Raw genomic sequence first — 3,725 nt, forward strand, 5'->3', positions numbered from 1 at the left:
GATCACCAGCCTGCTCGAGACACAGCCGGGGGAGATGTGGGTGGCGACCCTGGGGCAGGGTGTCGTGGCCGTCGACGTCGAGCGGCGCGACAGCCGGCGCATCCGCCACGTGCCGGCCTGGCCGGTCAGCCTGGCGGACAACGCGTTGCGCACCCTCTACCGCGACCGGTCCGGGCTGATCTGGGCTGCGTCGAACCGCGGCCTGAGTCGCCACGACCCCCGCCAGGGCGGGGTGCTGACCCGCCTGGGCGCCAGCGCCGAGGTTGGCGATGCACTCGACTCCCGTTTCATCAGCGCCGAGATCAGCTGGATCCTGCCGATGCCCGAGGGCCGCCTGTGGCTGGCCACGCACAAGAGCGGCATCGACATCCTCGACGCCACCGGTGCCCGCGCCGGTGCACTGCGGCCCGATGCGAGCCGGCCCGAGGCCGCGCTGCCGCCGGACATCGTGCTGGGCATGGCGCGCGTGGCGGATGGCAGCGTCTTCGTCGCCACCAAGCGCGGTCTTTATCGCTGCGATGCGAATGGGCGCCATTTGCGTCGCGTGAGCCTGGCGGGCCGCAACCCTGCCGCATCCACCTGGGCCCTGCTGGTCGATGGCGGCACGCTGTGGATAGGCGGCCAGTTCGACGGCCTGTGGCGGTTGGACATTGCCAGCGGCAGCGCCGCGCCCGTCACCCTCCCGGCACCGGGCTTGACCGACCAGCGCATCATGGTGCTGGCCCGCGGCGCGGCGGGTGAGCTGTGGGTCGGAACGCGCAACGGCCTCAACCGGGTCGATCCCCTGAGCGGTGGTGTCGTGCAATACCCGGCCGGCCCGACGCTGGCGCGCGGCCTGTCGGCCGGCTTCGTCACGGCGCTGATGCTGGATGCCGAAGGCCGGCTCTGGGTGGGCAGCTATGGCGGCGGCATCGATGTGCTGCCGGCGCCGGGCCAGGGTGAAGCCATCCTGCGCGTGGGCGTTGCCCAGGGCCTGCCGGACGGCACTGTCAACGCGCTGCTGCCGGACCTGCAGGGCCAGGTCTGGGCCAGCACCGACAACGGTCTGGCGCGTATCGACCCGGCCCGCATGACGGCGCGCGCGCTGCGCCGGGCCGAGGGCGTGGTCTTCCCGACCTACTGGACGGGCTCGGCAGCGCGTACCGAGCGCGGCGAGCTGCTGTTCGGCGGTGCCGGCGGCATGACCGTGGTGCTGCCCGAGAAGCTGCAGGCCTGGACCTACCGGCCCGACGTGCTGGTGGCGGACGTGCAGATCGGCGGGCGCTCTGTGGCGCTGCCCCCGGGTGGTACGGCGCTGCTGGACGTGCCGGCCGACGGCAACAGCCTGGCCGTGGAGTTCGCGTCCACCGACTTCTCGGCGCCGGAACRCAATCGCTATGCCTACAAGCTCGAAGGCTTCGATGCCAGCTGGATGGCGGCCGACGCGGCGCGCCGGGTGGCCGCCTATACCAACCTGCCACCGGGTGACTACCGGCTGCGCCTGCGCGCCTCCAACCGCGACGGCCAATGGGGCGAGCGCGAACTGGCCCTGGCGGTGACGGTGAGGCCTGCCTGGCACCAGACCTGGTGGTTCCGCGCTGCCCTGGTGTTTGCGCTATGCCTGCTCGTGCTCGCGGCGGTGGCCGGGCGCACGCGGCTGCTGCGCCACCGGCAGCTCGAGCTGGAGCACAAGGTGCGCGAGCGCACGGTCGAGTTGCGGGCGATGCACCACGCTTTGCAAGAGAAATCAGAGCAGCTTCAGTTGAGCAGCGTGACCGATCCGTTGACGGGCCTGCACAACCGCCGCTTCCTGAGTGACCACATCGAGCAGGACCTGGCAGCCAGCCTGCGCCGATCACAGGAGACGCTTGCCGCCGGGGGCCAGCCGCTGGATACGGACAACGTCTTCCTGCTGCTCGACATCGATGCCTTCAAGCGCATCAACGACCGGCACGGCCATGCCGCGGGCGACGCGGTGCTGGTGCAGTTCGGCGCCCGGCTGCGTTCGGTGATGCGCGAGTCCGATTACCTGGTGCGCTGGGGTGGCGAGGAATTCCTGGCCGTGGCGCGCGACACCGATCGCCTGCGCGCTGAGGAGCTGGCCGAGCGCATGCGCGCCGTCATCGCCGCCACGCCGTTTGAGCTCGACGACGGCGGCCGCCTCGATGTCAGCTGTTCCGTCGGCTTTGCCTGCGTGCCCTTCGAGCCGGAGCGGCCACAGGCACGCAGCTGGCAGCAGGTCGTCAACCTGGCCGACCTGGGGCTCTATGCCGCCAAGCGCGCCGGCCGCAATGCCTGGGTTGGCGTGCACACCGCCAAGGGGCGCGGCGCCACCGGTCAGCGCGTCGTGGGCGGGTTCGGCCTCAGCAGCAATCGCAGCCTGGATGACGTGGCTGCGGCGCTGGCCGAGCCAGGAACGGTCGAAGGCTAGACGGGGCGTTGTGCGCTCTTGGGTCTGAAAGCCTTGCAGACCTCGTCGCGGGTCTCGAGGTAGGGCCCGCCGATCAGGTCGATGCAATAGGGTACGGCGGCGAAGATGCCGCTGGCCTTCTCGTGGCCAGCCAGAGTTTCGGCGATGGCCTTGGGCTGGCCGGGCAGGTTGATGATCAGACTCTTGCCGCGGATGACGGCGACCTGGCGCGACAGGATGGCCGTGGGCACGAAATGCAGCGAGATCTGGCGCATCTGCTCGCCAAAGCCCGGCATCACGCGGTCAGCCACGGCCAGCGTCGCCTCGGGCGTGACGTCACGCGGTGCGGGGCCGGTGCCGCCGGTCGTCAGCACCAGGTCGCAGCGTTCGGTGTCGACCAGCTCGGTCAACGCCGCCGAGATGTCGGCCTGCTCGTCAGGAATCAGGCGGGACACGAACTCGATGGGGTTGTGCAGCGCGCCCGTCAGCCAGTCCTTGAGGGCAGGCAGGCCCTTGTCTTCGTAGACACCGGCTGATGCCCGGTCGCTGATGGACACGACACCGATGCGGACCTGCTCACTCATCTTCGGCCGCGGCTTCGGAAGCCTTGATGAACTGGAACAGCTCGCGGAAGGCGCGGCCGCTGCGTTTCTCCGGCTCGTTGGCCGCGTCCTTGCGCGCCGCGCGCACGAGGCTGCGCAGCTGCTGGATGTCGACGTCGGCGTGCTCGGCGAGGAACTCCTGCAGCGCGTCGTCGGTCGCCAGCAGGCGTTCGCGCCAGCGCTCGGACTGATGCAGCTTGAGGCTGTCCTGCGCATGGCCGAGCTTGAAAGCGGCCACCGCTTCCCGGATCGGCTCGGGATCGATCTTGCGCATCAGCTTGCCGATGTACTGGATCTGCCTGCGCTTGCCCTCGAAATTGGTGATCTTCTTGGCGTGGCGCAGCGCGTCGTAAAGGATCTCGGGCAGCGCCAGCGGCTCCCAACGGCTCTCGGGCAAGACGAGCAATTCTTCGCCGAGCTTCTGCAGCGCGGTCATGTCGCGCTTGAGCTGGCTCTTGCTGGGGCCGTCGAAGTCGTCGTCGTCTTCGAATTCAGGGTTGGGATCGTGCATCGCGGTGCGGGAGAGAGCGGAGTCTTATCATTGTCCCCCACCCCATTGACACCGGCGCCGGCATCGCCCGGCGCTTTGCTTTCATGCCCCAGCCTCAGAACGGTTTTGCCTACAGCCCCGAGCAGTTCCAGCAATGGATCGAGGATGCGCTCGGCGAAGCGAAAAAGATCGGCGCGACCGATGCCGGTGCAGAAGTGTCTGAGGGCTGCGGCCTGTCGGTATC

At 69.4% G+C, this 3,725-nt stretch carries 3 protein-coding genes; 1 reads left to right on the forward strand and 2 read right to left on the reverse strand.

The annotated features are described in order from the left end of the window. Positions 1-2,410: diguanylate cyclase domain-containing protein (locus tag ACXJKR_RS26975; RefSeq protein WP_457325433.1), on the forward strand; the 2,410-nt coding region annotated here is incomplete at its 5' end. Here ACXJKR_RS26975 and mog read toward each other — a convergent pair. Next, the gene (gene mog, locus ACXJKR_RS26980; RefSeq protein ID WP_056196850.1) at positions 2,407-2,973 is read right to left on the reverse strand and encodes a molybdopterin adenylyltransferase; all 567 of its coding nucleotides are present in this window, start codon (positions 2,971-2,973) and stop codon (positions 2,407-2,409) included. The genes ACXJKR_RS26975 and mog overlap by 4 nt on opposite strands. Then, a complete protein-coding gene (yjgA, locus tag ACXJKR_RS26985) occupies positions 2,966-3,502 on the reverse strand; it encodes a ribosome biogenesis factor YjgA (RefSeq protein ID WP_457325434.1) in 537 nt (178 codons plus the stop codon). Before yjgA ends, mog begins: the two co-directional genes overlap by 8 nt. Between the last annotated feature and the right edge of the window lie 223 nt (positions 3,503-3,725).

The sequence above is a fragment of the Roseateles sp. P5_E11 genome (assembly GCF_054049355.1).

Excerpts from the sequence above, each read along its gene's own strand:
- yjgA (WP_457325434.1), bottom strand. The coding sequence starts at position 3,502 with ATGCACGATCCCAACCCTGAATTCGAAGACGACGACGACTTCGACGGC.
- mog (WP_056196850.1), bottom strand. The coding sequence starts at position 2,973 with ATGAGTGAGCAGGTCCGCATCGGTGTCGTGTCCATCAGCGACCGGGCA.